26 protein-coding genes are annotated in these 24,420 nt (G+C 66.8%); 12 read left to right on the plus strand and 14 right to left on the minus strand.

What is annotated here, in order from left to right; all coding sequences use genetic code 11:
- Window positions 1-98: 98 nt before the first annotated feature.
- On the plus strand, window positions 99-2,414 hold the full coding sequence (locus HHL15_RS02745) for a cyanophycin metabolism-associated ABC transporter (protein ID WP_235943177.1): 2,316 nt from the start codon (window positions 99-101) through the stop codon (window positions 2,412-2,414).
- Between the two features lie 10 nt (window positions 2,415-2,424).
- Entirely contained in the window at window positions 2,425-2,892 is a 468-nt protein-coding gene (locus HHL15_RS02750; protein WP_169144260.1) for a cyanophycin metabolism-associated DUF1854 family protein, read from the plus strand.
- Between the two features lie 42 nt (window positions 2,893-2,934).
- On the opposite strand, the gene HHL15_RS02755 is transcribed toward HHL15_RS02750, so the two are convergent.
- Window positions 2,935-3,720, minus strand: a complete 786-nt coding sequence (locus HHL15_RS02755; RefSeq protein ID WP_206198542.1) for a glycine-rich domain-containing protein — start codon at window positions 3,718-3,720, stop codon at window positions 2,935-2,937.
- 192 nt (window positions 3,721-3,912) lie between these two features.
- Here HHL15_RS02755 and HHL15_RS02760 point away from each other — a divergent pair, with 192 nt between their 5' ends.
- Window positions 3,913-4,506 carry a hypothetical protein gene (locus HHL15_RS02760; protein ID WP_169144261.1) on the plus strand — a complete coding sequence of 198 codons (594 nt, stop codon included), beginning with the start codon at window positions 3,913-3,915 and terminating at the stop codon, window positions 4,504-4,506.
- Window positions 4,507-4,557: 51 nt separating this feature from the next.
- Here the strand turns inward: HHL15_RS02760 and HHL15_RS02765 are convergent, their stop codons facing one another.
- On the minus strand, window positions 4,558-6,216 hold the full coding sequence (locus HHL15_RS02765) for an aminotransferase class III-fold pyridoxal phosphate-dependent enzyme (RefSeq protein ID WP_206198543.1): 1,659 nt from the start codon (window positions 6,214-6,216) through the stop codon (window positions 4,558-4,560).
- Between the two features lie 57 nt (window positions 6,217-6,273).
- On the opposite strand from HHL15_RS02765, the gene asd reads away from it, so the two are divergent.
- Window positions 6,274-7,155, plus strand: coding sequence for an archaetidylserine decarboxylase (asd, locus tag HHL15_RS02770; RefSeq protein WP_169144262.1), 882 nt, complete (start codon window positions 6,274-6,276; stop codon window positions 7,153-7,155).
- A gap of 128 nt (window positions 7,156-7,283) precedes the next feature.
- Here the strand turns inward: asd and HHL15_RS02775 are convergent, their stop codons facing one another.
- The 6 genes from HHL15_RS02775 to HHL15_RS02800 form a co-directional block, all read right to left on the minus strand.
- The gene (locus HHL15_RS02775; RefSeq protein ID WP_169144263.1) at window positions 7,284-7,568 is read right to left on the minus strand and encodes a hypothetical protein; all 285 of its coding nucleotides are present in this window, start codon (window positions 7,566-7,568) and stop codon (window positions 7,284-7,286) included.
- A 243-nt stretch (window positions 7,569-7,811) separates the two neighbouring features.
- Complete coding sequence (locus HHL15_RS02780) at window positions 7,812-8,954, minus strand: M14 family metallopeptidase (RefSeq protein ID WP_169144264.1); 1,143 nt, start codon at window positions 8,952-8,954, stop codon at window positions 7,812-7,814.
- Window positions 8,955-8,961: 7 nt separating this feature from the next.
- On the minus strand, window positions 8,962-10,230 hold the full coding sequence (locus HHL15_RS02785) for a DUF445 domain-containing protein (protein WP_169144265.1): 1,269 nt from the start codon (window positions 10,228-10,230) through the stop codon (window positions 8,962-8,964).
- Window positions 10,231-10,234: 4 nt separating this feature from the next.
- Entirely contained in the window at window positions 10,235-11,020 is a 786-nt protein-coding gene (yaaA, locus tag HHL15_RS02790) for a peroxide stress protein YaaA (protein WP_169144266.1), read from the minus strand.
- 79 nt (window positions 11,021-11,099) lie between these two features.
- On the minus strand, window positions 11,100-11,963 hold the full coding sequence (locus HHL15_RS02795; protein WP_169144267.1) for a cation diffusion facilitator family transporter: 864 nt from the start codon (window positions 11,961-11,963) through the stop codon (window positions 11,100-11,102).
- Between the two features lie 11 nt (window positions 11,964-11,974).
- Complete coding sequence (locus tag HHL15_RS02800) at window positions 11,975-14,179, minus strand: RelA/SpoT family protein (RefSeq protein ID WP_169144268.1); 2,205 nt, start codon at window positions 14,177-14,179, stop codon at window positions 11,975-11,977.
- Window positions 14,180-14,307: 128 nt separating this feature from the next.
- On the opposite strand from HHL15_RS02800, the gene HHL15_RS02805 reads away from it, so the two are divergent.
- The 3 genes from HHL15_RS02805 (at window position 14,308) to HHL15_RS02815 (ending at window position 16,667) form a co-directional block, all read left to right on the plus strand.
- Window positions 14,308-15,111: a M90 family metallopeptidase gene (locus HHL15_RS02805; protein ID WP_169144269.1), complete on the plus strand. Its 804-nt coding sequence runs from the start codon at window positions 14,308-14,310 to the stop codon at window positions 15,109-15,111.
- A gap of 71 nt (window positions 15,112-15,182) precedes the next feature.
- Window positions 15,183-15,623, plus strand: a complete 441-nt coding sequence (locus HHL15_RS02810; RefSeq protein ID WP_169144270.1) for a host attachment protein — start codon at window positions 15,183-15,185, stop codon at window positions 15,621-15,623.
- Window positions 15,624-15,830: 207 nt separating this feature from the next.
- Entirely contained in the window at window positions 15,831-16,667 is an 837-nt protein-coding gene (locus HHL15_RS02815) for a PEP-CTERM sorting domain-containing protein (RefSeq protein ID WP_169144271.1), read from the plus strand.
- A gap of 1 nt (window position 16,668) precedes the next feature.
- On the opposite strand, the gene thpR is transcribed toward HHL15_RS02815, so the two are convergent.
- The 3 genes from thpR to ispD are packed head-to-tail and all read right to left on the minus strand — an operon-like array spanning window position 16,669 to window position 18,396.
- Window positions 16,669-17,208: an RNA 2',3'-cyclic phosphodiesterase gene (gene thpR / locus HHL15_RS02820; protein WP_169144272.1), complete on the minus strand. Its 540-nt coding sequence runs from the start codon at window positions 17,206-17,208 to the stop codon at window positions 16,669-16,671.
- Window positions 17,201-17,692: a 2-C-methyl-D-erythritol 2,4-cyclodiphosphate synthase gene (ispF, locus tag HHL15_RS02825; protein ID WP_169144273.1), complete on the minus strand. Its 492-nt coding sequence runs from the start codon at window positions 17,690-17,692 to the stop codon at window positions 17,201-17,203. Before ispF ends, thpR begins: the two co-directional genes overlap by 8 nt.
- Entirely contained in the window at window positions 17,689-18,396 is a 708-nt protein-coding gene (gene ispD, locus HHL15_RS02830) for a 2-C-methyl-D-erythritol 4-phosphate cytidylyltransferase (RefSeq protein ID WP_235943178.1), read from the minus strand. The genes ispF and ispD overlap by 4 nt, the downstream gene beginning before the upstream one ends.
- Before the next feature lie 72 nt (window positions 18,397-18,468).
- Here ispD and HHL15_RS02835 point away from each other — a divergent pair, with 72 nt between their 5' ends.
- The 5 genes from HHL15_RS02835 (at window position 18,469) to HHL15_RS02855 (ending at window position 22,993) form a co-directional block, all read left to right on the plus strand.
- Window positions 18,469-19,737, plus strand: coding sequence for an MgtC/SapB family protein (locus HHL15_RS02835; protein ID WP_169144274.1), 1,269 nt, complete (start codon window positions 18,469-18,471; stop codon window positions 19,735-19,737).
- Window positions 19,738-19,774: 37 nt separating this feature from the next.
- Window positions 19,775-20,593 carry an AmmeMemoRadiSam system protein B gene (gene amrB / locus HHL15_RS02840; protein ID WP_169144275.1) on the plus strand — a complete coding sequence of 273 codons (819 nt, stop codon included), beginning with the start codon at window positions 19,775-19,777 and terminating at the stop codon, window positions 20,591-20,593.
- Entirely contained in the window at window positions 20,580-21,155 is a 576-nt protein-coding gene (gene amrA / locus HHL15_RS02845; protein ID WP_328824982.1) for an AmmeMemoRadiSam system protein A, read from the plus strand. The genes amrB and amrA overlap by 14 nt, the downstream gene beginning before the upstream one ends.
- 4 nt (window positions 21,156-21,159) lie before the next feature.
- Window positions 21,160-22,233: an AmmeMemoRadiSam system radical SAM enzyme gene (amrS, locus tag HHL15_RS02850; protein ID WP_169144277.1), complete on the plus strand. Its 1,074-nt coding sequence runs from the start codon at window positions 21,160-21,162 to the stop codon at window positions 22,231-22,233.
- A 79-nt stretch (window positions 22,234-22,312) separates the two neighbouring features.
- Window positions 22,313-22,993, plus strand: coding sequence for a dienelactone hydrolase family protein (locus HHL15_RS02855; protein ID WP_169144278.1), 681 nt, complete (start codon window positions 22,313-22,315; stop codon window positions 22,991-22,993).
- A 13-nt stretch (window positions 22,994-23,006) separates the two neighbouring features.
- Here HHL15_RS02855 and HHL15_RS02860 read toward each other — a convergent pair whose 3' ends face one another.
- From HHL15_RS02860 to tadA, 3 genes are read right to left on the minus strand one after another with little or no spacing between them, the layout of a single operon-like run.
- Window positions 23,007-23,441, minus strand: coding sequence for a GNAT family N-acetyltransferase (locus tag HHL15_RS02860; RefSeq protein ID WP_169144279.1), 435 nt, complete (start codon window positions 23,439-23,441; stop codon window positions 23,007-23,009).
- Window positions 23,438-23,920: a L,D-transpeptidase gene (locus HHL15_RS02865; RefSeq protein ID WP_169144280.1), complete on the minus strand. Its 483-nt coding sequence runs from the start codon at window positions 23,918-23,920 to the stop codon at window positions 23,438-23,440. Before HHL15_RS02865 ends, HHL15_RS02860 begins: the two co-directional genes overlap by 4 nt.
- A complete protein-coding gene (gene tadA, locus HHL15_RS02870) occupies window positions 23,917-24,408 on the minus strand; it encodes a tRNA adenosine(34) deaminase TadA (protein WP_169144281.1) in 492 nt (163 codons plus the stop codon). Before tadA ends, HHL15_RS02865 begins: the two co-directional genes overlap by 4 nt.
- Window positions 24,409-24,420: the final 12 nt, after the last annotated feature.

Genomic DNA, 24,420 nt, shown 5'->3' on the forward strand with positions numbered 1-24,420 from the left:
TATACGCGCCTGTAACGAGTCAGTAAACTTCGATCGCAATTTTGCCCCACGCCGGCCCTTTTCTGTGGCCTTATCGCGTCCCCGAGATGAATTCCCAATTGAATTCCCAATCAGCGCCCCTGCCTTCCGCCTATTCCGACTATCTCGGCCCGGCCGTCCCCGATGCCTGGCGGACCCGGCTTGATCCCGCCCTCGAGTCCGGCGAAAAAGTGCTCGCCAGCCTTGTTCTCGACCTGGACAGCCAGCTCCACTTCCGGAACGGCCTGGTCGCCCTGACCAACCGGCGCCTGATCGCCTGGTCCGAGGCCGGCGAGACGTGGCAATCCTGGCCCTTCCGCGACAGCCAGAGCCTGCGCCACAAGGACCACGCCGGCGTGGCCAGCCTGGACCTGGTGGACGTCGATGGCAAGCTGGCCGGCTGGCGCTTCACGCTGGCGCAGGACCCCGCAGCGCGCAACCTGGCCGACCGCTTCAAGGCGCAGCTCGAATGCGTGCTGGCCGGCCGCCAGCCGCAGCCGCCGGAGCCCCTCACCTGCCCCACCTGCGACGCACCGCTGCCCCCGGGCACCGACGAATGCCCCACCTGTGCGCGGGAGATCCACACCCCGCCGTCCACCTGGACCCTCTTCCGCCTGTGGCGCTTCGCCCAACCCTACAAGAAGCAGCTGCTGGCCGGCTTCATCCTGACCCTGGTGTCCACCGCGGCCACTCTGGTGCCGCCCTACCTCACCATGCCTCTGATGGACGAGGTGCTGATCCCCTTCCAGAACGGCCAGCCCATCGACAGCGTCAAGGTCATGACCCTGCTCAGCGGCCTGCTGGTGGCCGCCGTCTTTGCGTGGGGCCTGGGCTGGGCCAAGACCTTCATCCTGGCCCTGGTCAGCGAGCGCATCGGCGCCGACCTGCGCACCACCACCTACGAGCACCTTCAGGGACTGTCGCTTGAATATTTCGGCGGCAAGCGCACCGGCGACCTGATGTCGCGGATCGGCGCCGAAACCGACCGGATCTGCCTGTTCCTGTCGATGAACCTTCTGGACTTCGCCACCGATGTGCTGATGATCACCATGACCGCGGTGATCCTGGTCTCGATCAACCCCTGGCTGGCCCTGGTCACCCTGGTTCCCCTGCCCTTCATCGCCTGGCTCATCCACACCGTGCGCGACAAGCTGCGCTACGGCTTTGAGCAGGTGGACCGGGTCTGGTCGGAAGTCACCAGCGTCCTCGCCGACACCATTCCCGGCATCCGGGTGGTCAAGGCCTTCGCCCAGGAGAAGCGTGAGGTCGCCCGCTTCCGCGAGGCCAACGCCCGCAACCTGGCGGTGAACGACCGGGTGAACAAGGTCTGGTCGGTGTTTTCACCCACCGTCACGCTGATGACCGAGATCGGCCTGCTCATCGTCTGGGGCTTCGGCATCTGGCTGGTTTCCAAGAACGACGTCACCGTCGGTACCCTGGCCGCCTTCATCGCCTACATCTCGCGCTTCTACACCCGCCTCGACTCCATGAGCCGGATCGTCTCCGTAACCCAGAAGGCCGCCGCGGGCGCCAAGCGCATCTTCGACATCCTCGACCACGTATCCAGCGTGCCCGACCCGGCCACCCCCCAGCACCTGCCCAAGGTCACCGGCGCCATCGAGGTCAAGCGGGTGGGTTTCCGCTATGGCAACCGCACCATCCTGCGCGGCGTGGACCTGAACATCGCACCGGGCGAGATGATCGGCCTGGTCGGCCACTCCGGCTCCGGCAAGAGCACCCTGGTCAACCTGATCTGCCGCTTCTACGACGTCACCGACGGCTCGATCCGCATTGAGGGCATGGACATCCGCTCGGTGCCGGTGTCGGAATACCGTCGCAACATCGGCCTGGTGCTGCAGGAGCCCTTCCTGTTCTTCGGCACCATCGCCGAGAACATCGCCTACGGCAAGCCGGACGCCACCCGCGAGGAGATCATCGCCGCCGCCCGTGCCGCCCACGCCCACGACTTCATCCTGCGCCTGCCCCAGGGCTACGACTCCCTGGTCGGCGAGCGCGGCCAGGCCCTGTCCGGCGGCGAGCGCCAGCGCATCTCCATCGCCCGCGCCCTGCTCATCGACCCGCGCATCCTGATCCTCGACGAGGCCACCTCGGCGGTGGATACCGAGACCGAGATGGAAATCCAGGCGGCCCTCGAGAACCTCATCCGCGGCCGTACCACCATCGCCATCGCCCACCGCCTGTCCACCCTGCGCAAGGCCGACCGGCTGGTGGTGCTCGACCGGGGCCAGATCGTCGAGATCGGCAACCACGACACCCTGATGGAAAAGCAGGGTGCCTACTTCCGCCTCTACGAAGCCCAGACCCGCAAGCTCGACGACGACGCCATCGGCGGCGAGCCCCGTGTCCCCGAGCACCGCGAACATGCTTCCGCCTGAAGATCACACCATGTCCCAGCAGAATCTGCCCCTCACCCGCAACAGCTTCGGCCACCTCATGTTCACCGACGGCGAAGGCAAGGCCCATCTGATCACCCCGGTACGGGCCTTTCCGATTGCGGCCCCCGCCGAGAACATCGGCCTGATCAACAGCGACGGCGAGGAAGTGGCCTGGATCGAGCGCCTGACCGATCTGGACGAGGCCCCGCGCCGCCTGATCGAAGAGGAAATGGCCAGCCGCGAGTTCATTCCGGTGATCCAGCGCATCCACCGGGTTTCCAGCTTCGCCTGCCCGAGCACCTGGGAGATCGAGACCGACCGGGGCGCCACCAGCATGGTCCTGAAGGGCGAGGAGGACATCCGTCGCCTCACCTCGCCGGCCCTGATGATCGCCGACAGCCGCGGCATCAACTTCCTGATCCGCGACCGCTACGCGCTGGACGCCCACAGCAAGCGCCTGCTCGACCGCTTCCTGTGACACCCGCGGCGGCGGCCCCGGCCGCCGCCCGCCCACGCCAGCTCAGTCGCCCCCGCCGCAGCCTCCCCCGCAACCGCTGCCGCCGTCGCCCGCTCCATCTCCGCCGCCGCCCCCTCCGGCACCATCCGAATCCCCCGCGCAGCCACTCCCCGAGCCGCCGCAACCCATGTCGGTGGCGCAATAGGCATCCCCCGAGCGGGTGCCATCCGGCCCCATGCAGTTCAGGGCATAGCGGAAGCCGTCGGGGATCAGCAGCAGCCCGTCGAGGGCGAACAGCATGGGCAGGCGCGCCGGCTTGCGCGGGTCGATGCCCTCCAGGCGGCAGGCCTGCAGCCAGGTGCGGCGCAGGCCGGTCTGCGCGGTTTGCGGCGTGGCCATGTATTCGGCTGGCGTATGGTCCAGGAAGCGCCCCAAGCCCTGCCGGCAGAACAGCCGGTAGCCCTTGGTGAACAGGATGAACTCGTGCCAGGCCACATCCACCGCCTGGCTCGGCATCGACACCATGCGCCCCTGTGCCGCCAGGGCCACGCGGAAGAAGTTGCGCAACTCCCGGACGACCATCTCCGCCTGGGCCTCGCTCAGGTGGGGATAACGCTCCCTCACCTTGCGCGCCAGCCCCGACGGAAAGCGGAAACGGGCCAGGAAGCGGGCCCTGGCCCCTTGGCGCCGGCTGCGCCAGATCAGGCCGAACAGGATCAGCACGCTCCCACCCAACAACAGACGGGGTATCCAGGGATTGGCGTCAGGCTGGGCGTGGATGAAAAAGGCAAGTGCCACCGCCCCAAGCAGGATGATCGCCAACCGGCGCGACCCGTTCAGTCCCCTCATCGCCCCAGCCCTCCCATGGCTCCGGATATCAGCGCGGCATTCTACCCGGAGCCCGCTGCGCGCCATCGCTGCCCGCAGTCGGAGAAGGCCCGGCGCAGGGCATCACGACGCCTTAACATTTCCGCAGCCGCCCGGTAACGCAGGCTTCTTAGTCTTGCCTTGAAGGCCATTTCGCCGACTCGAGGAGACTTCATGAAGGACTTTCTGCGTGCGCTGGAACTCCAGCGCTGGGACGACCACCGCTTCTATCACCACAGCCGGGTCAACCAGACCCTGCACTTCATCAGCGCGGTGAGCTTCCTCATCGCCTATTCACTGGTCTTCGTCGAACCGGTGAAGGCGGCGCTGATCGGCTGGCTCGTTTCGATGGTGACCCGCCAGTCCGGCCACTTCTTCTTCGAGCCGCTGGGCTTCGACGAGGAGAACCAGGTCAGCAACGAATACAAGGAAGCCGTGAAGGTTGGCTACAACCTGAAACGCAAGATGGTGCTGCTGAGCATCTGGGCCTTCATCCCGGTAGCCCTGTGGATCAATCCGGGCTTCTTCGGCCTGTTCGAGGCCCACAGCGAGATCGGCGGCTTCATCGACCACCTGGGCATCCTGTGGCTGGCGCTGGGCGTCATCGGCCTGCTCTTCCGCACCGTGCATCTGTTCTTCATCCGCGACGTGCAGACCGGTCTGGTATGGCTCACCAAGATCCTCACCGACCCTTACCACGACATCAAGCTTTACCACAAGGCGCCGCTGCACCTGCTGCGCGACCTGCGCGCCCGCCAGGCCGTCTGAGCCGCCCTCCGCCGCTCCAGCCCTGGCCAGGGCGGAGCGGCGTTTTCACGTCTACTTCCCGGAAAAACGATGGCGCACCATCTCCTTGAGAATCCGCCGACGGATGCCCTTGTCGGTCAGCTGGCCGTCATGCCACCACCAGCTGTCCTGCTCCATCTTCCGGGCTGCCGCCACGAAGCGGTCGGCCACGGCATCGAAATCCGCATCGCCGTAGTTGAGGCTGAAGATGAAACGACCTGTCCCCACCCAGCTGAGGGCCAGCCCCTCAAGGCGCAGGTAATACTGCAGCATCCAGTTGTAGCGGCTGGGGCGGGTATACAGGACCGTCCAGATGGTCGACAGATTGGCCACCCTCACCGGCAGGCTCTCCGCAGCCAGGCGCGCATTGAGCCGCATCGCTCGGCCGTTCCAGATGTCGTCGAGGCCGTCGTACAAAGCCTGTACTGCCGGGGTGTCAATGCGCTCGAGGAATTCCGCCATGGCGCCCATCACGTGGGGATGCGAATTGAAAGTACCGCGCGCAAAGCAGATGTCCGCCGGCCGGTCGTCCCGGTAGCGGCGCATCAGCCCGGCGCGGCCGCACACCACGCCCACCGGCAGGCCACCACCCAGGGTCTTGCCGTAGATCACCATGTCGGCCTTCACCCCGAAGTACTCCTGGGCGCCCCCCGGAGCCAGCCGGAAGCCGACGAAGACTTCGTCGAAGATCAGCGGAATACCCTTCTCGGTGCACACCTCGCGCACGGCCTTCAGCCAGGCCGTGTAGGCCGCCCGGTCGAAAGCGGCGCGCCGGCTGCTGTCCACCAGCGACGAATCTCCCGGCGCCGAGCCGTTGGGATGCAGCGCCTGCAGCGGATTGATCAGCACACAGGCAATATCCTTGCGCCGACGCAGCACCCGCAGCGCATCCGGGTGCATGTCCTTCAGGGTGTAGGTCTGCTCCGCCGCCACCGGATTGCCGACCCCCGGCTGCACGTCGCCCCACCAGCCGTGGTAGGCACCGCAGAAGCGGACCAGGTGGGTGCGCCGGGTGTGGTAGCGGGCCAGGCGCACGGCCTGCATCACCGCCTCGGTGCCGGACATGTGGAAGGACACTTCGTCCAGCCCCGAAATGGCCTTCAGCCGCTTCACGTTGTAGGCCAGCAGCGGATGGTAGGCGCCCAGCACCGGGCCCAGTTCCTCCACGCGGGCGCTGCCCCTGGCCATGCACGACTTGTAGAAGTCGTAGCCGAAGACATTGACACCGTAGGAACCGGTCAGGTCGTAGAACACGTTGCCGTCCAGGTCGGTCACCGTGACACCCCGCGACGCAGCCACGAAAGAGCCCCCCTGCAGGTGACTGCGGACCACACGGCTGTACTGGAAAGGCACCCGGTAAGCGCCGGTGAATTGCAGGTCCGACACCCCGTCGCGGACGGCCGCCGTCTGCGCAGCGCTGACCGGAAAGCGCTCCCGGTAGGCGTCCGCCAGCCGGAAGAAGCCCGCCCGGCGAAGCGCTGCCACCTCGGCAGGCGCATCGTCCGAACGAAAGAAGGTCGCCTCGTCGTATTCATAGAAGGGCAGCAGCCTGGCCACCCGGCGGGACATCTTCGAATGGCCGGCCAGCGAAGGATGCTTGCCCTTCGACAACTCCAGCCGGCGCTTCGCCTTCAACACCAGGCCCGGCAATGCCATCACGCCCAGCCCGGCCAACATCCATGCATCTTCCACGCGTGTGCTCTCCACAACTGAAAGATGACTGATTTAACCGAACCCGGTTACAACGCCATGAAAGACACTCCGCCCTCCCCTCGCCTGCTGTCCCGCCTGCTCGATCAGGAAGACCTCAACTTCCTGCTCACCAACCGCCTGCCGCGTGCCCTGCTGACCCGCTTCATGGGCTGGTTCAGCAAGATCGAACAGCCCCTTGTGGCGCGGCTGTCCATCGCCGTGTGGCAGCGCTTTGCCGACCTGGACCTGAGCGAAGCCAGGCAGCAGGAATTCCGCAGCATGCACGCCTGCTTCACGCGGGAACTGAAGGAAGGCGCGCGCCCGATCAATGCAGAGCCGGACATCCTGGCCAGCCCCTGCGACGCCATCGTCGGCGCCTGCGGGCCGATTGACGGCACCACGGTGCTGCAGGCCAAGGGTGCCCCGTATCCGCTGGTCGACCTGCTGGGTGACGAGGATCTGGTGGCCCACTACCGGCAGGGCAGCTACGTGACCCTGCGCCTGAAGTCGAGCATGTATCACCGCTTCCACGCCCCGGCCGACCTGCAGGTCGAACATGTGACCTACATCTCGGGCGATGTCTGGAACGTCAATCCGCCCGCCCTCAAGCGGGTCGAGCGGCTCTACTGCAAGAACGAACGGGTGGTGATCCGCAGCCGGCTGAATGCCGACGGGGCACTGCTGACCCTGGTGCCGGTGGCCGCCATCCTGGTCGCCAGCATCCACCTGCACTGGCTGGATGTGCTGCTGCACCTGCGCTACCGGGGCCCCAACGAGATCCCGACCCGGGCGGGCTTCCGCAAGGGTCAGGAAATGGGCTGGTTCGAGCACGGCTCGACGATCATCGCCTTCGTCCCGGAAGGCTACGGGCTGTGCGAGGGGGTTGGATCAGGACGCGCCATCCGCGTGGGTGAGGCGCTGCTGCGCCGCCTGTCATAGGTGTGCCAGCTGCCCGGATCGCCCCTGACGGCTGGCAGGCACAGCCCGAAACAAAGCCCTCCTTCAGTCGAAGAGAGGGCTTAAGGTTTTACTCATCACCGGGTAGAACCGGCGGACGGCAGATCGGATCAGCGATCGGCGGTCAATTGTGCGATGAAAGCGGCTTCCTTCTCGGCGGGGAAGGCATGTTCGGCCATCACACGCTGCACGGCGCGGGGGTCACCACCCTGGCCGGCAACTGTGAACTCGATGCCGAGCAGACGGCCATTGGCGGCCAGGGTCATGAAGGCGCTGCGCCAGCGCTGGGACTCTGCCAGACGTTCGCGAACTTCGTCTTCGTTGCGGATCACGACACCCGCGGCCTTGAGGGAATCCAGAAACTCTGCGTAGGACTCGTTGCAATAACTGCCCATCGACTTCTCCTGTGAAAACCGGCGATCTCTCGCCTGTTCTTCCTTAACGCCGACATCCACACTCCGGATGACACGATTTCCAAATTTTTTCGGCTTTTTTCAGCGCCCCCGGAAGTTGCCGGCAAGCGCCCCTGCCATCCGGCCACGGAGCCCGCCCTCGACCATCCGCTACAAACGCAACGGCAACATCAGCTTTGAAGTATCGGAAGGTCCGCCGTGATCTTTAGGCAGGAGCAAGCACCGTCAGATGTCCAGGTGCCTGAGGATGGGATTCAGCATGGCTGCGCCGAGGCGCTTGCTGCGTTCGCCGTTCCAGCCAGACAGACCGTCGGGAAGGTTGGCGTTGTCCTTGAAGGGCATCTCGAGGGTCAGCGAGACACAGCCGAAACGGTGCGCCACCCACTTGGAGGCGAGGGTCAGCAATTCGTCGCGGAAACGGCCTGAGAGATAGCCGTGCTCGGTCTGGAAATCCGGGCTGGCGGCCTTGAAGGCCTCCACGAAGCGGGCCTGACGCACCCGCTGGGCGTCGCTGAAGCCCGGCACTTCCTCGGCGGTGGAAAAGAAGACATAAGGCAAGGCCTCGTCCCCATGGATGTCGAGGAACAGATCAACGCCACTGGCTTCCATGGCCTGCCGCACCAGCAGGACCTCGGGACTGCGCGCCGGGTCCGGCTCACGCCATTCCCGGTTGAGGTTGGCCCCCGCCGCGTTGGTGCGCAGATTGCCGCGGACGGCGCCGTCCGGGTTCATGTTGGGCACCACGTAGAGCACCGCCTTCTCGCGGATGCGCCGGGCCACCGGATCTGCACCATCGAGAAGCCTTTCGAGCAGCCCTTCGACAAACCACTCCGCCATGCTCTCTCCCGGATGCTGGCGGGCGATGATCCATATCGGCAGCTTGCCCGGCGCCGCGCGGCCGACGGTCACCAGGTCGAGGTCGCGGCCGTCCACTGTGGCACCCAGGTTGCTCACCGAGGCGAAGGGCGACATCTCTACCCTGCCCAGCAGATCGAGATGGCGCTCGTGGGAATACGGTTCGAAATAGGCGTAATAGATGCTGTTGCGCTCGGGCGTGTGCTCGACGATCAGTTGCCCGTTCTCGTAGCGCGTGCTGCGGATGCGGAACCAGTTGCGACGATCGTAGGACGCCACGCAGCGGTAGTCGGGCCAGCCATCCGGATAGGCCGCATCGGCGGCATTCTCGAAGACCAGGCGAACCGCCTGGCCGGCCGCGCCGTGCAGGCGGAAATGGAACCACTGGCGAAAGCCGCCATCGCCGGCAATCCCCTGGTCGGCGCGCAGGCGCAGCCGGATGTCGCCAGCCTGCTCGAGGGAAAGCACCTCGATGGCGCCAGAATCGAAGTTGCTGCTGATGCGAAGTGTCATCGGATGCTCACGGGAAGAGTTGGGTCAGTGCATGCAGGGCCAGTCCGATGCCGCCGCCGACGAAGGTGCCATTCAGGCGGATGAACTGGAGATCGCGGCCCAGGCTGACCTCGATCTCGCGGACCAGGTCGTCGTCGTTCCAGGAACGTACGGTTCCCGCAATGTGCTGGGCCAGGCCGGCGCGCAGCTCCGGGGCCAGGGCTTCGACGGTGCGCTCGATGTGCTCATTGAGCGATTCGCGCAGGGCCGGGTTGTCGGCCAGGCTCGCCCCCAGGGCGGCGGCGGCCGCAGCCAGCTTGCGCCGGACCCGCGATTCCGGCCGCCCCATGTCGCGGGCCAGCCAGTCGCGCAGATCATTCCACAGGCCGCGCAGGTAGTCCTCGATGCCGGGCTGGGCCAGGAAATCCCGCTTGGCTTGATCCACCCGGCTGCGGAAGGCTTCATCCTGGCCCAGGCGCTCGATGTAGCGGGCCAGCAGTTCATCGACTGCCTGCCGGCGCGGATGCTGGGGGTCGCGGGCGATATCGTCGAGCATGCCATGCACCGCACCGATGAGGCCGGTGGACACCCGCTCGCCCAGTTCTTCAGCGTTCATGCCGACCAGGCCCAGCATCGCCACCACTTTCGGGTACTCACGGCTCGCCACATCCACCACCATGCCGGCAAAACCCTGGCGGACCGAGGGCTCGTCCAGCCAGTGGGACAAGCGGCGCAGACCTTCATCGAAGAGCGCCTGGTGCCGCCCCTGATCCTTCAGCGTGTCCAGCACCTGCCCCATGCTGTCGGACAGGTCCAGTGCGCCGGCGCGCCGGCGCAGGGCGTGCAGGAAGAGACGCCGGACCCGCGGGTCCTCCATGAAATCCACCGACTCGGCCAACACCACCACCAGACGCCCCGCCAGCAGCCCGGCGTTCTCCGGTTTGGCCAGCCAGCCAGCGAGGTGGCGGGCCGGATCCACCGCGCGCAGGCGCGCCACCAGGGCGCTGGTGTCGAGAAACCTGTCGCGGATGAACTCGGCCAGGTTGTCGGCAATGCGCGCCTTGTTGCGCGGCAGGATGGCCGTGTGCGGAATGGGCAGGCCAAGCGGATGGCGGAACAGCGCCACCACGGCGAACCAGTCGGCCAGGGCTCCGACCAGGGCCGCCTCGGCGAAGGCGGCCAGCCATGGCCAGCCCTGGTGCCGGGCCAGCACCCACAGCAGGCCGACCACCACGGCCAGAGCAGTCGCGATGGCCTTCATGCGGCCGAGGGCCGCCAGCTTGTCCGGATGTGCCATCGCCTCAACCCTCCCTGCGCCGGAAAACCCAGCGGTTGTCGTCCGACGCCTCCGCGGCGAAGGCATAACCATCCCGGTCAAAGCCGCGGAGCTGCTCCACGCTGTCGATCCGCTGGTCGATGGCGTAACGGGCCATCAGGCCGCGGGCCCGCTTGGCGTAGAAACTGATGATCTTGTAGCGGCCGCCCTTCCAGTCTTCGAAACCGATGTTGAGCAGGCGCCCCTCGAGCCTGGCCGGCTTGACCGACTTGAAGTACTCCTCGGAGGCCAGGTTCACCAGCACGGCCTCGCGCCCCGCCTCATCCTCCGCCGCCAGCAAGCGGTTGAGGGCATCGGTCTGGGTCATCCCCCAGAAGGCGTACAAGTCCTTGCCACGCCGGTTGGCGAAGCGCGTCCCCATCTCCAGGCGGTAGGCCTGCATCAGGTCGAGGGGCTTGAGCAGGCCATACAGGCCGGACAGGATGCGCAGATGCTGTTGGGCGTAATCCAGATCGGCTTCGGAAAGACTGCGGGCATCAAGGCCGTCATACACATCCCCATTGAAAGCCAGCAGCGCCGGGCGGGCATTGTCCGGCGTGAAGGGCCGCGACCATTCGCCATAGCGCGCCACATTGAGGGCGGCCAGGGTGTCGGAGAGATCCATCAGGCCGGCGACTTCGACGTGGGACAACTGGCGCAGTCCGGCGATGAGTTCGGCCGCATCGTCGAGATGATCGGGCTCGGTGAAACGGAGTGTGGGGAGAGGCGACGTGTAGTCGAGGGCCTTGGCGGGAGACAGGACGAAGATCATCGGGAGAAACCGGGAAGACGGAACAGGACGAACGGTAAGGCAGCAAACGCCGCATCTTAGCAAAGGCCGCCCGTCCGGTTCAGGGCAAGGGCTCCAGGTGGGTCGTCACCTCGGTGCCGGGGAGCGCCTCCTCGAGCGCCTGCTCCAGCTCGTCGAGCAGATCATGCCCCTGGCGCACCGTCCATTCACCGGGTACCAGCACCACCACCTGCAGAAAGGATGAGGCACCGGCCCGGCGGGTGCGCAGTTTGTCGAACCCCACCCCGCGCGTCCGGAAGCCGCTCAGCACGGTTTCGGCACGGCTGACCGACAGCGGATCCAGGCTGCGGTCCATCAAACCATCCACGGACTCCTTCAGCAGGGCCCTGGCCTCCCAAGCAATGTGCAGGCCCACCGCCATCGCGATCAGCGGGTCGAGCACCAGCCAGCCGGTGAGCGCCACCAGCGCCACCCCGGCGATCACCCCGACCGAGGTCCATACGTCGGTCATCAGATGACGGGAGTCGGCCCTCAGTGCAATCGAATTGAGGCGTTCCCCTGCCCGGGCCAGGATGCGCGCGACCACAAAGTTGAGGAAAGTGGCGGATGCCGACCAGGCCAGCCCCCAGCCCGGCGACTCGATCGGCCGGGGCGCCATCAGCCGGTCCACCGCCGTCCAGACGATGCCGGCGGAGGCCCCAAGGATCAGGAGCCCCTCGAACCCGCTGGAGAAATACTCTGCCTTGCCATGCCCGAAGGGATGATTGCCGTCAGGCGGATCCCGGGTGATCAGGATCATCCACAAGGCAAAGGACGCGCCAGCGAGGTTGACGAAGGACTCCAGCGCATCCGACAGCAGCCCCACCGAGCCGGTGAGCTGCCATGCCAGTGTCTTCAGAGCGATCGTCGCCACTGCGGTGACGATCGACAACCAGGCAAAGTGATGGCGGTCCAGGAGGGTCATCCGGGCTTCTCTCAGCCCCGCTCTACATCGGTGACGCCCTTCACCTCGCGAATCAGGGCCAGGGCCCGCTGGATCTGGTGGACGCCCTGCACCTCGAGGGTGAAGCGCATGCGCGCCGCGCCCTTGCGGCTGAGTGTATTGACGGCGATGACGTTGAGCTTTTCCCGCGACAGTACTTCCGAGATGTCGCGCAGCAAGCCTTGCCGGTCCATCGCGTGGACCAGCACATCGATCGGGAAGACCGCCTCCTTGGGCGAGGCCGCCCCGCCCCACTGGGCGCTGATCAGGCGCTCCGGATGGGAGCGCACCAGTTGCTGGAAGTCACGGCACTCGACCCGGTGGATGGACACGCCACGCCCCCGGGTCACATAACCCTGAATGGCGTCCGGCGGCGCCGGCTTGCAGCAGCGGCCGAGGGAGGTCATGAGCTTGCCGACGCCGACGATCAGGATGGTGTCGCCGGCATCGCCAGAGTGGCTCTGCCCGATGATCACCTCCGGCGTCTGCGAGGGCTCGTCGACGGCGTCGGCACCCCGCAGGGCCACCTGGATGGCGCGCGGCCCCACCTCGCCGCGACCCGCGGCGATGAACAAGGCATCCTGGTTCTTGAAGCCGAGGCGGGTCGCCAGATCGTCCAGGTTCACCTGTCCATGGCCTTCCCGCTGGATCTCGCGGGTCAGCACGCTGCGGCCACGGACCAGCAGCTCTTCCTCTTCGAGGGCACTGAAGTACTGCTTGATCTTCTGCCTGGCCCTTGGCGTAGCCACGTAGGCTTGCTGGGCATTCAGCCAGTCGCGGGACGGACCCCCCTCCTTGGTGGACATGATCTCCACCGTCTGACCACTCTCGAGAGGCGTATTGAGGGTGACCAACTGGCCATTGACCTTGGCCCCGCGGCACCTATGGCCCAGGTCGGTATGTACCCGGTAGGCGAAGTCGATCGGCGTCCCGCCCCGCGGCAGATCGATGACCCTGCCCTGGGGCGTGAGCACGTAGATGGTGTCGTCCAGCGAGGCCCGCTTGAACTGCTCGAGCCAGTCGGCCGAGTCCGTCACCTCGTCACGCCACGACAACAGGCTGCGCAGCAGGGCGATCTTCTCGTCGTACTCGCCTGCCGACGCGCCGCTGCCTTCCTTGTAGCGCCAGTGGGCCGCGACGCCAAGCTCGGCGTGGTTGTGCATGTCGTGGGTGCGGATCTGCACCTCGAGAGCCCGCCCATCCCCGGCATACACCGCGGTGTGCAGAGACTGGTAGTTGTTGCCCTTGGGCATCGAGATGTAGTCGTCGAACTCCTTGGGGATGGGCGTCCAGATCTGGTGCACGATGCCCAGCACCGCGTAGCAGTCCTTCACCTCGGCGACCAGCACCCGCAGGGCGCGCACGTCATAGATCTGCGAGAAATCCAGGCGCTTGGCGCGCATCTTGTTGTAGATGCTGTAGATGTGCTTGGGTCGCCCATACACCTCGGCCTTGATGCCGAGGGCCGCCACCTCGGCCTTCAGGCGTGCCACCGCGTCAACGATGAACTGCTCGCGCTCCACCCGGCGCTCGTCGAGCATGCGGGCGATGCGCTTGTAGGTTTCCGGCTCCAGGAAGCGGAAGGACAGGTCTTCGAGCTCCCACTTGAGCTGCCAGATCCCCAGCCGGTTGGCCAGCGGCGCATAAATATCGAGGCTCTCCCGGGCAATCGCGTCGCGGGTCTTGCCGGGGTGGTCGGTGAAGTAGCGCAGGGTCTGGGTACGCGAGGCCACACGCAGCAACACCACGCGGATGTCCTCCACCATGGCCAGCAGCATCTTGCGCAGCACCTCGCTCTGGGCGCGGATCTCGGGGGCGCTGGCGGTGGTGGTCATGCGGGTGATGACGCGCAGGCCATTGAGCCGGCGCAGGCCATCGACCAGGCGCGCCACGCCTTCGCCGTAACGCTCGCCGATCTGCTCGTTGGGATGATCCAGCACGTCGCCCACCGCGAAGCACAGCGCGGCGATGCGGGTATCCGCATCCAGGCGCAGGGAGGCGGCGATCAGGGCCGTGCCGAGGGCATGCTCCCAGACCGGCTCCTGGGTGCCCAGGCTGCGGATGTCGTACAGGGGCTGGACCCAGGCAAGGGCGTCGGCGATCCGCCCTGCGTCTGCGGGGGTGACACCCTCGCAGAGCAGTTCACTGGACGAGAGCGCAGAAGCGGACTGGGAAATCGAATGCGTGACGGCGACCATGGCCGCATTATCCTATAGGCTGGGTGGTGAAAGCTTGATCTTGATCGCCCTGCGAGCAACCGGTCACGCAGGATCGACGCCCTTCGACGACATTTACACCCCTCCGTTCCATCCATCCGGCCCCCACCATGTTCGCTGCCCTCCGCCGCTGGCGCCGCCGCCGCACCGCCGACCGCATGCAGGTTTCTCCCGAGCGCTGGCAGCAGGTCGAAGCCAGCCTGCCCTTCCTCGACTACCTGCCCCCCGACGAACGGCCCCGCCTGCGCCGCCTGGCACTGGAATTTCTCGCCGACAAACAGATCCATGGCGCGGAAGGCCTGGTGCTCGGCGACGATATCCTGCTCTCGATCGCCTTGCAGGCCTGCCTGCCGGTACTCCACATCGGCCTGGACGCCTACGCGGACTGGGTCGGCATCGTGGTCTATCCAGGCGATTTCGTCATCCCGCGCAGCTTCGCCGACGACGATGGCGTGGTGCATGAATACGACGATGAAGTCCTCGGCGAAGCCTGGGAGGGCGGCCCCGTGCTGCTCTCCTGGTTCGAGCCCGGCGACGCCCTGGAAGGCGTCAACGTGGTGATCCACGAGTTCGCCCACAAGCTCGACATGGGCAACGGCGAGGTGGATGGCTACCCGGTTCTCCCCGCCCACATGCCGGCGGCGGAGTGGGCCGGCGCCTTCAAGCCCGCTTACGAAGACCTCTGCGCACGGGTGGACCGGGACGAAGACACCGGCTTCGACCCCTACGCAACCGAGAACCCGGGTGAGTTTTTTGCGGTCATGAGTGAAGCCTTTTTCGAGACACCCGGCCTGCTCAAGACGGGCTACCCGGCGGTATATGACCAGCTGGCGCGGTACTACGGCCAGGACCCCGCCGCGCGGGCCCGGACAGCCCAGGAAGCTCACACGGAAGACGCCAAATTGTCACTTTGATTTAACAGAATCCGCTGTCTAAAGTGCCTAGGCCGCTTCGGCATTCATGACAAAAAGTGGAGAGCGTATTCATGGCAATTACCTGGATTCTTGTCGCCAATGCGAGTCTTGCCCGTCTGTATGCCAACCTGGGTCCCAACAAGGGGCTCCAGCTGGTCAAGGAAATCGCGCACCCGGAGAGCCGCATGAAGAACGCCGATCTGACCTCCGATCGGGCCGGCCAGATGCAGGCCGCCGGCAGCGGGCACGGCGCCCGTGAACAACAGACTCCGCCCAAGCTCAACGCCGCCCGAAGTTTCGCCCAGCGCCTGGCCAGGGAACTCTACATGGGGCGCAGCCGCAACCTGTTTGCCCGGGCCATCCTCGTCGCCCCGCCTGGCTTCATGGGCATGCTCAACGCCACCCTGGACCGGCCCACCGCCCAGATGGTGACCGACCGCTTCGAGAAGGATTACACCAAGACGTCCGAACCCCTGCTGTGCGGACGCCTGGAAAGCTGCCTCTACGTTTGACCTCCCCACGGTGGCCCGGCCCCCTCGCCCCCCCACGCAACCGCGTAGAGGGTAGACGGGTGACACCGTACTTGCAGGCGCCTGTGACTGGAGTCGCAGCCGCCTGCTCTTTTGCCCCGCCCCCCCGTCAGACCGTGAGGAAGTCCCTCTTCCCGGCGGCATCCCGCCCCTATTCTTGCAGCCATCCCTTACAGATTGGTGTGCAAGATGATCAACAAGAAATCCTTCGCCAGCATCGCCCTGAGCCTCGCCACCGGCGCCCTGTCCCTGCCTGCCATGGCCGGCTCCATGACCATCGACGGCAACTTCTCCGACTGGGGTATCCAGAACAACGGCACGGTTGCCGGCTGGACGCCGAACAGCGGCATCACCTACGTGGTCGAGGATCAGAGTAACGCCAACAGCGGCTACCTGAGCCCGGGCTGGGGCGGCCAGGCCTACGACGCGGAAGCCATGTACCTGAGCTGGTACACCCGCGCCGACGGCCAGACCTACCTGGCGATCGGCATGATCACCGGCCATGACCCCAACACGGTGAACGGCGCCAACAGCTACGGCCGCGGTGACTTTGCCATCGATTTCGGCCGCGACGGCACCTGGGACTTCGGCGTTCTCACCGCCGATCGCACCGCAGGCCTGCACCAGGGTGATGTGGTGAGCACCAGCAACTCGAATTGGGCCACCGGCCTGTGGAGTTCTCCCGGCGTCTATGACCCGGCCAACTCCAGTTACGTCACCAGCGTGACCGGCGGCACGGATGTGGGCAACGCGAATCTGGTGATCTCGAGCGCCTTCGGCAACATGGGCACCCTGGGCGGCAACCACTGGTTCTACGAACTGGAGATCCCCGTGGCGGCATTTGGCCAATACTGGGGTGCCAATGGCCCGACCGAAGCCTTCGACCTGCAATGGACCATGCTCTGCGCCAACGACCTGATCACGCTCGATCCGGTGGCCTATGTCTCCGAACCCGGCTCCCTGGCCCTGGTACTGGGTGCCCTCGGCCTCGGCGGGCTGGTCCGCCGCCGCAAGAGCCGCAACTGAATCAGCCCGGTAGCGGAGCGGTCGGCCAGCCCGCCAGCCGGTGGTAGGCCGCGCCGCCCGCATCACGCCGGGACTCCACCAGCAGCCACTCCCCCACCGGCCAGGCAATCGGCTCGGGCTCGGGTAATGCTTGCGCCACCTGCGCATTGCGCAGCAGGGTGATGTGAGGAAAGAAATCCGGCCGCGTGGGGCGAAGTTCCACTCGCTGCAGCGCGGCATGGACACCCGCCACCAGATCGCCGAGCTGTACCGGCGGCTGGCGGCAGCCTGCCCACAGGATGTGATTGGCGGGCCAGTAGCCCAGCTGGTCAATCTCCAGCTGGAAGGGCTCTGGCCGGCAGTCCGCCATCACCGCGCACAAGTCGGGAATCCGGCTCTCCGGCACATCCCCGAGAAAGGCCAGGGTCATGTGCAGGGTCTCCGGCCGCATGCGCCGCCCGCCCCCCACAGCCTGGGCGACGCCGGCCAGGTGGTCCAGCCGGCACACCTCCGCCTGCCCCGGCCACAAGGCCAGGAACAGCCGGCGCACGGGCTCAGCCATCCACCCGCATCATCAAGGCCACCGCCTGGGCGGCGATGCCCTCTCCACGCCCGGTGAAGCCCAACTTCTCGGTGGTCTTCCCCTTGATATTCACGGCAGCCGGCTCGACACCCAGATCGGCGGCGATGTTGGCGACCATGGCCGGCACGTGGGGCAGGATCTTCGGCGCCCGGGCGATCACGGTGGCATCCACATTGACCGTCTGCCAGCCCGCGGCGCGGGCGGCGGCGGCGGCTTCGCGCAGCAGCACGCGGGAATCGGCCCCCTCGAAACGGGGATCGGTATCCGGGAAGTGCCGGCCGATATCGCCCAGCCCGGCCGCACCGAGAATCGCATCGGTGATGGTGTGCAGCAGCACGTCGGCATCCGAATGGCCGAGCAGGCCCTTGTCGAAGGGAATGGTCACGCCGCCGATGATCAGCGGACGGCCGGGAACCAGGGCATGCACGTCAAAACCCTGGCCGATACGGAACGGAACACTCATTCATTGCCCTCGCGATGCTGCAGGATCCACTCGGCCAGGTGCAGGTCGAGGGGATAGGTGACTTTCAGGTTGGTGGGGTCGCCCCGCACCAGGCGCGGCCGCAGTCCCATGGCCTCGATGGCGCTGGCCTCGTCGGTGACGTGGCGGGCACTTTCGAGAGCGCGCTTGAGCATCACGTAACGGAACATCTGGGGCGTCTGGGCCTGCCACAGGCCTTCGCGGGGGACCGTGGCGGCAATGTGGTGGCTGCCGTCCGCCTGCTTGAGGGTATCCGCCACCGGCACGGCCAGGATGCCACCCACCTCGTCGTGGATCAGCTCGCGCACCAGCGCGTCGATATGCCAGGGCGCCAGGCAGGGACGGGCCGCATCGTGCACCAGGATCCAGTCCGACTCGGCTGTGTCGTCGGCGATGCTGCGCAAGCCGTTCAGGACACTGTCGGCCCGCGAGGCGCCACCGCAGAACAGGGGCACCAGCCGGTCACCGAACTCGGTCCAGTCATGGCGGTCCCACTCCTGGTCGCCGACCGACAGGACCACGTATACCCTCTCGATTCGCGTAGACGCACACAAGGCGGCCAGCGTGTGACGGATCAGCGGCTGGCCAAGCAGGGACAGATATTGTTTGGGCTGTTCGCTGCCCATGCGGCTGCCGCTTCCGGCGGCGGGCACGAGGGCGAAGCAGCGGGTCATCGGAGTTCGCATGGCGCGATTCTACTCAATGTCCCCCACCCTTCTGCCGCTGATTGCACTGTTCACCCTGCCATGAGAGCCGCCATGCTTTTTTCCCTGCCCTTTGAACCCCGCCAGCTGGAAGCCCTCGCCCTGGCCACCGCCATCGGCCTGCTCATGGGCCTGGAGCGGGAACGCCGCCCGGCGGCGCTGGCCGGCGTACGCACCTTCGGCCTGACCGGCCTGCTCGGGGCCATCGCCGGCCTGCTCACCGAGCAGCTCGCCACCCCCGCCCTGTTGATTGCCGGCTTCGTACTGGTCGCCGCCATGATCATCGCCGCCAACTTCCGCCAGCCGGAGCCCAACGACCCCGGCACCACCTCGGTGATCGCCTTGCTGGTGTGCTACAGCCTGGGCGCCATGGTGTGGCTCGGCCACGGACGCCTTGCCGTCATGGCAGCCGTCGGCACCACCATGCTGCTCTACTTCAAGTCCGAACTGCGGGGGGTCGCCTCCCGGCTCACCGCCCAGGACTGGCGCTCGATCCTGCAGTTCTCGGTGCTGTCCCTGATCGTGCTGCCCATCCTGCCGAACCAGGGATTCGGCCCCTACGAAGCGATCAACCCCCACCAGGTGTGGCTGATGATCGTGCTGATCTCCGGCGTCAGCCTGGCGGGCTATGCGGCCCTGCGCCTGGTCGGCGCCCGCTACGGCGCGCCCCTGCTCGGGCTGCTCGGCGGCATCGTCTCGAGTACCGCCACGACCATGGTGTTCGCCCGCCATGCCCGCGAGAACCCGGCGATGAATGCCACCGCCACCCTGGTCATCCTGCTTGCCAACCTGATCATGATCCTGCGCATCATGGCCATTGCCGGCGCCCTGTCGGCCCCGGTCCTGCCCCTCCTGGCGACGGGCTGCGTGCTGGCCGTGCTGATCGGCATCGTGGTGGTCGGACTCAACTGGCGGCAATTGAACGGCAGCGATGCCCTGCCCATCCCGCAGACCCGCAATCCGACCGAGCTGCGCGCCGCGGTCGGCTTCGGCCTGCTCTACGCGGCGGTGCTGCTGTGCGCCGCCTGGCTGTCGGACATCGCCGGGCAGGGCGGCCTCTACCTGCTGGCCCTCGCCTCGGGCCTCACCGATGTGGACGCCATCGCGCTGTCCACCCTGCGCCTGCATACCACCGGCAAGATCGAAAGCCTGCCTGCCGCCATCTCCATCCTGCTGGCCATGCTGGCCAACCTGAGCTTCAAGGGTGGCCTGGCCTTCGCCCTCGGCGGCGCCGCACTCGGCCGGAGGGTTCTGGGCGGCATGCTGGCGGTCGGCCTCGGGCTGGGCGGCGGCATCGCGTGGTTGCTCCACTCCTCCCTATAATGGAAGCAGGCATCCACCGACTCACCTGAAGGACATCATGGCTCACGCGTCCCAGCGCCCGCCCGCCGTAGCAGGGCTTTTCTATCCGGCCGATCCCAACAGCCTGCACGCCCAGGTGGCCGGCTTCCTGTCCGCCGCACTGCCGGCCGAGCACATCGACGCCCCCAAGGCGCTGATCGCACCCCATGCAGGCTATATCTATTCCGGTGCCGTTGCCGCCTGCGCCTATGCCGGGCTGGCCCAGCGCCGTGACCTGGTCCGCCGCGTCCTGCTGCTTTGTCCGACCCACCGGGTCTCCGTGCGGGGCATGGCCCTGCCCGCCGCCCAGTCCTTCATCACCCCGCTGGGCGCCGTCCCGGTTGATCGGGAGGCCTGGCTCCAGGCACGGGAGCTGCCCGGCGTGATCGTCGACGACCGCCCGCATGCCGAAGAGCACGCCATCGAGGTCCAGCTCCCCTTCCTGCAGAGCACCCTCGACCATTTCGCCATCCTGCCCGTGGCCGTCGGGCACGCCGACCCGCTCGACGTGGCCGGCCTGCTGGAAGCCCTGTGGGGCGGGCCAGAGACCCTGATCGTGATCAGCTCCGACCTGTCCCACTACCAGCCCTACCGCCAGGCCCAGTGGCGCGACAAGGCCACCATCGCGCAGATCCGCCAGCTCGACGCCAGCCTGTCCCCCGATCAGGCCTGCGGAGCCGGTGCCATCAATGGCCTTCTGCTGGCAGCCCAGCGCCACCGCCTCACGCCGCATGTCCTCGACCTGCGCAACTCCGGCGACACCGCGGGCGACCGTGAGCGCGTCGTGGGTTATGCCTCCATCGCCTTTTCCGAGGATCTCGACCGTGCCCACCATTGATGAAGACCTCGGCCATGTCCTGCTGGACCAGGCCCGCCAGGCCATCAACGTAGCCCTCGGCCAGCCAGCCCTGCCAGCCCTGCCAGCCCGCCAGGACCCGCGCCTGGCCGAGCGCGGCGCCACCTTCGTGACGCTGACCATCGACGGCGGACTGCGTGGCTGCATCGGCAGCCTCAATGCCCACCGCGCCCTCGGCGACGACGTCCGCGACAATGCGGTGGCCGCAGCCCTGCGGGACAGCCGCTTTGCGCCCCTGTCGGCGGATGAGCTCCAGCACATCCGGATCGAAGTCTCCCTGCTGACCGAACCCGATTTCATCGACTTCAAGGATGAAGCCGACGCCCTGGCCCAGCTGGAACCCGGCCGGGATGGCGTGATCCTGTTCAATGGCTGCCAGAAGGCCACCTTCCTGCCGCAGGTCTGGGAGCAACTCCCCGAACGTCGCGCCTTCATGGCGGCGCTCAAGCAGAAGGCCCGGCTGCCGGTGGATTTCTGGAGCCCCAACATCATGCTTGCCCGCTACCACGTCAATAAATGGAAAGAGCCCGCCCCCGGGGAGTAAGACCATGAGCAGCCATCCCGCCCGCTACTGGCATGCCCTCGACGATGGTCGAATCCAGTGCGACCTGTGCCCGCGGGATTGCCGGCTCCACGAGGGCCAGCGCGGCGCCTGTTTTGTACGCCAGCGGGAAGGCGCCGCGATGGTGCTCACCACCTATGGCCGCAGCTCCGGCTTCTGCATCGATCCGATCGAAAAGAAGCCCCTCAACCATTTCTACCCGGGCAGCAGCGTACTGTCCTTCGGCACCGCCGGCTGCAACCTCGCCTGCAAGTTCTGCCAGAACTGGGACATCTCGAAAAGCCGCGACATGGACCGGCTGATGGATGCCGCCTCCCCCCGGCAGATTGCCGAGGCGGCGGCCAGCCACGCCTGCCGCAGCGTCGCCTTCACTTATAACGACCCGGTCATCTTCGCCGAGTACGCCATCGACACCGCCGCGGAATGCCGGGCCCGGGGTATTGCTTCGGTTGCGGTCACCGCCGGCTACATCCACGCCGCCCCCAGGCGCGATTTCTATGCGGTCATGGATGCCGCCAACGTGGACCTCAAGGCCTTCAACGACGACTTCTACGTGCATCAGACCGGCGCTCGCCTCGCGCCGGTGCTCGACACCCTGCTCTATCTGCGCCACGAAACCGCGGTGTGGTTCGAGATAACCACCCTGCTGATCCCCGGCCTCAATGATTCCGACGCCGAACTCACCGCCTTGACTCGCTGGGTGGCCGACGAACTGGGCCCCGACGTGCCATTGCACTTCACCGCCTTCCACCCCGATTACAAGCTCGACCGCCTGCCCCCTACGCCTCCGGCCACCCTGACACGGGCCCGCCGGATCGGCCTGGATGCCGGCCTCCATCATGTCTACACGGGCAACGTTCACGACGCAGCAGGCGGCACAACCCACTGCCCGGGCTGCGGCGCCGCGGTGATCGAACGGGACTGGTATCAGATCCTGGCCTACCGCCTCGATGCGACGGGCGCCTGCCTCTCCTGCGGCCACGCACTGGCCGGGCGTTTCGAGTCTTTCAAGGGTGCATTCGGCGCACGTCGTGTCCCAGTGCACATCGGAGCGCACTAGAAGAGCGCATCGGCTTGCCGGCCGGGTCCGCCACATGCCATCGTCGACACAAAGAAAAATACCCGCCCGACTGACCGCCATGATGAAACTGCGCCACACCGCCCTGAGCATTCCTGCCGGCCCTGTCTGGCTCGAAGCGCTGCTCGCCCACTCGCCGGACGCAGCCGGCCTGGTGCTGGTTGCCCAGACCGCAGTCGGCAATCACCGGGACTCGCGGGAAGCCCACTTCACCCGCCGCCTCCAGGAAGCCGGCTTCGCCACCCTGCTCTTCGACCTGATGACCCATTACGAAGAGACCCGTGACCCGGACTCGCGCTTCAACACACCACTGCTCGGGCAGCGCATCCGCGCCGTGTTCGAATGGCTGCGTCACCAACCGCCCCTGGCCCACCTCCCGGTCGGCTTCGTGGCCAGCGGAACAGGCTGCGGCGCCGCGGTGCGCGCGCTTTCCCACGAACCGGAAATGGTCGATGCCCTGGTCTGCCGGGGCGGACGGCCCGGCCTGGCGGGTATCTCGCCGCTGCGCCAGATCCCCTTCCCCACGCGTTTCATCGTCGGGGAGAAGGACGAGGGCCTGGCCAATCTTCGTCAGGCCTACGACCTGCTGGCCTGCCCCAAGGACTGGCGGACGGTAGCCGGTGCCGATGACGGCTTTCGCGAGCCGGGCACCCTCGACGACGCAGCCACCCTGGCCGCCGACTGGTTCCACCACCACCTGATCCGGCGTCGCCCGCCCGCGCCGCCCGCGGCCCCGGCCTGAGCGCACCGGCCACTCAGCCGGCAAGGCGCTCCATGGCCTGATGGGGCAGCCCGGCTTCCTCGTACTCCGCCCCCAGCGGCACAAAACCGAAACGGGCATAAAACCCCACCGCATGGGTCTGCGCACTCAGCGCCAGACGCTGCATGCCCCGCCGCTCCGCCTCCCCCATCAAGGTCAGCAGCAGCGCCTGCCCGATTCCCCGGCCCCGCCACTCGGCGAGGACGGCCATGCGCCCGATGTGGCCGTCGGGCAGCAGGCGACCTGCGCCGATCACCCTTCCCTCCAGCACGGCTGCCGCATGGCAGGACTGCTCGTCGAACTCGTCGAGCTCCATGTCCGAGGGCACACCCTGTTCGTCCACAAATACCTGGAAGCGGACCGGCGTCACCAGGGACGCCAGGGTTGTCCATGGGCCGATCCGGATCTCCACTGCGGGCGGCTCCTTCATTCGATGATCTCCACCAGCGTGCCGACAGGCGCCAGGTCGAACAGCTCGGCCACATCCCGGTTGCGCATGCGCACGCAGCCGATCGAGCGGGGCTCGCCCATCGGCTCGCTGTCGGGGGTGCCGTGGATGTAGATGTAGCGCTGCATGGTATCCACCGCACCCAGCCGGTTGCGCCCCGGCTCCAGGCCGGACAGCCACAGGATGCGGGTGAGGATCCAGTCCCGCTCGGGGTTGGCCTCGGCCAGCTCGGGGGTCAGCACCTCGCCGGTCGGGCGCCGGCCGCGAAAGACCGCGCCCAGCGGCTCCCCCGCCCCGATCCGTGCCCTGACCAGATGCCGGCCACGGGGGGTACGGTAGCTCCCTTTCTGTTCCCCTGCTCCGCGGCTGGCCGTCGATACACGATAACGGCGTATGCAGGCGCCATCATCACCGAAGAGCTCGAGCAGCTGGGCTGGAATGTCGATGCGGATCCGGTTCATTGGGCAACTCCTGCGGGACGCTTGCGCCGGGCGGCGAAAAAGGCGCTCAGCAGCCCCCCGCATTCATCGGCAAGGAGGCCTCCCTCTACCCGGGCGTGATGATTTAGGCGTGTCTCGCCGAAAAGATCGATTACGCTACCTGCGACGCCTGTCTTGGGATCCCGGGCGCCGAAAACAACGCGCCCGATGCGCGCATGCATGATGGCTCCCGCGCACATGACGCAAGGCTCCAGGGTGACGTACAGGGTGCAGCCCGGCAGACGGTAGTTGCCAAGCCGGGCCGCTGCATCACGCAAGGCCATGACCTCGGCATGCGAGGTAGGATCGTGGCGGAGAATGGGCTGATTGAAGCCGCTGCCGACAATCCGGCCATCCGCGGCAACGATCAGTGCACCGACCGGGACTTCTCCGGCGCGGCCAGCCTCCAGGGCCAGATCGATGGCAGTACGCATGTGAAGGATATCCTGCTCGGGACTCGGGAAGCTCATCGTGATTGCTAA

Origin of the sequence: Zoogloea dura, from assembly GCF_012927165.1 — a bacterium.
Classification (GTDB): domain Bacteria; phylum Pseudomonadota; class Gammaproteobacteria; order Burkholderiales; family Rhodocyclaceae; genus Zoogloea; species Zoogloea dura.

Excerpts from the sequence above, each read along its gene's own strand:
- HHL15_RS02760 (WP_169144261.1), top strand. The coding sequence starts at position 3,913 with ATGAAGGACTTTCTGCGTGCGCTGGAACTCCAGCGCTGGGACGACCAC.
- amrS (WP_169144277.1), top strand. The coding sequence starts at position 21,160 with ATGAGCAGCCATCCCGCCCGCTACTGGCATGCCCTCGACGATGGTCGA.
- HHL15_RS02815 (WP_169144271.1), top strand. The coding sequence starts at position 15,831 with ATGATCAACAAGAAATCCTTCGCCAGCATCGCCCTGAGCCTCGCCACC.
- HHL15_RS02805 (WP_169144269.1), top strand. The coding sequence starts at position 14,308 with ATGTTCGCTGCCCTCCGCCGCTGGCGCCGCCGCCGCACCGCCGACCGC.
- HHL15_RS02795 (WP_169144267.1), bottom strand. The coding sequence starts at position 11,963 with ATGACCCTCCTGGACCGCCATCACTTTGCCTGGTTGTCGATCGTCACC.
- ispD (WP_235943178.1), bottom strand. The coding sequence starts at position 18,396 with ATGCGAACTCCGATGACCCGCTGCTTCGCCCTCGTGCCCGCCGCCGGA.
- HHL15_RS02860 (WP_169144279.1), bottom strand. The coding sequence starts at position 23,441 with ATGAAGGAGCCGCCCGCAGTGGAGATCCGGATCGGCCCATGGACAACC.
- HHL15_RS02755 (WP_206198542.1), bottom strand. The coding sequence starts at position 3,720 with ATGAGGGGACTGAACGGGTCGCGCCGGTTGGCGATCATCCTGCTTGGG.
- HHL15_RS02835 (WP_169144274.1), top strand. The coding sequence starts at position 18,469 with ATGCTTTTTTCCCTGCCCTTTGAACCCCGCCAGCTGGAAGCCCTCGCC.
- HHL15_RS02785 (WP_169144265.1), bottom strand. The coding sequence starts at position 10,230 with ATGGCACATCCGGACAAGCTGGCGGCCCTCGGCCGCATGAAGGCCATC.
- ispF (WP_169144273.1), bottom strand. The coding sequence starts at position 17,692 with ATGAGTGTTCCGTTCCGTATCGGCCAGGGTTTTGACGTGCATGCCCTG.
- asd (WP_169144262.1), top strand. The coding sequence starts at position 6,274 with ATGAAAGACACTCCGCCCTCCCCTCGCCTGCTGTCCCGCCTGCTCGAT.
- HHL15_RS02800 (WP_169144268.1), bottom strand. The coding sequence starts at position 14,179 with ATGGTCGCCGTCACGCATTCGATTTCCCAGTCCGCTTCTGCGCTCTCG.
- yaaA (WP_169144266.1), bottom strand. The coding sequence starts at position 11,020 with ATGATCTTCGTCCTGTCTCCCGCCAAGGCCCTCGACTACACGTCGCCT.
- tadA (WP_169144281.1), bottom strand. The coding sequence starts at position 24,408 with ATGAGCTTCCCGAGTCCCGAGCAGGATATCCTTCACATGCGTACTGCC.
- HHL15_RS02750 (WP_169144260.1), top strand. The coding sequence starts at position 2,425 with ATGTCCCAGCAGAATCTGCCCCTCACCCGCAACAGCTTCGGCCACCTC.
- HHL15_RS02780 (WP_169144264.1), bottom strand. The coding sequence starts at position 8,954 with ATGACACTTCGCATCAGCAGCAACTTCGATTCTGGCGCCATCGAGGTG.
- HHL15_RS02865 (WP_169144280.1), bottom strand. The coding sequence starts at position 23,920 with ATGAACCGGATCCGCATCGACATTCCAGCCCAGCTGCTCGAGCTCTTC.
- thpR (WP_169144272.1), bottom strand. The coding sequence starts at position 17,208 with ATGGCTGAGCCCGTGCGCCGGCTGTTCCTGGCCTTGTGGCCGGGGCAG.
- HHL15_RS02855 (WP_169144278.1), top strand. The coding sequence starts at position 22,313 with ATGATGAAACTGCGCCACACCGCCCTGAGCATTCCTGCCGGCCCTGTC.
- HHL15_RS02775 (WP_169144263.1), bottom strand. The coding sequence starts at position 7,568 with ATGGGCAGTTATTGCAACGAGTCCTACGCAGAGTTTCTGGATTCCCTC.
- amrB (WP_169144275.1), top strand. The coding sequence starts at position 19,775 with ATGGCTCACGCGTCCCAGCGCCCGCCCGCCGTAGCAGGGCTTTTCTAT.
- HHL15_RS02810 (WP_169144270.1), top strand. The coding sequence starts at position 15,183 with ATGGCAATTACCTGGATTCTTGTCGCCAATGCGAGTCTTGCCCGTCTG.